Raw genomic sequence first — 565 nt, 5'->3', positions numbered from 1 at the left:
CCTCAAGATAGCTCATTGGAGTTTGATCTCCTAGTGCATCGTGAGGCCGTTCATAATTATAAATATCTAACCATTCATCTGTAATATCAAGAGCTTGTTGAAGTGATTCAAACAGATATAAATCCAATACTTCTTCTCGATAGCTGCGATTAAATCGCTCAACAAAACCGTTCTGATATGGACTACCAGGTTTAATAAACTCAAGTTTTATGCACTTTTCAGCAGCCCAATTTTCCAGAGCACTCGATGTAAATTCAGGACCATTATCCACTCGAATTTGTTTTGGTTTTCCGCGCCATGCAATGACCCGTTCCAACACCCGAATAACTCGTTCAGCCGTAAGGCTTGTATCAACCTCAATCGCTAATGCTTGGCGGTTGTAATCATCCAGTATATTCAGTGTTCTAAAACGATGTCCGTAGTTGAGCACATCGCTCATAAAATCCATCGACCACGAGTCATTATGTTTGCTCGGTGCGCTTAATGGCTCCGGTGAGCGTGTTGGTACACGGCGTTTTCCTTTTCGTCTAAGGTTAAGTTTAAGCATGTTATACACTCGCTCAAC

At 41.8% G+C, this 565-nt stretch carries 1 protein-coding gene; it reads right to left on the bottom strand.

Annotated elements, in window-relative coordinates:
* On the bottom strand, positions 1 to 565 hold a 565-nt coding region (locus A7985_RS25425; protein WP_065793157.1), incomplete at both ends, for an IS3 family transposase.

The sequence above is a fragment of the Pseudoalteromonas luteoviolacea genome, assembly GCF_001696455.1.
Taxonomy (GTDB): Bacteria; Pseudomonadota; Gammaproteobacteria; order Enterobacterales; family Alteromonadaceae; genus Pseudoalteromonas; species Pseudoalteromonas luteoviolacea_C.
Note: the sequence above shows the minus strand (reverse complement) of the source record. Positions and strands in the feature narration are given on the sequence as shown.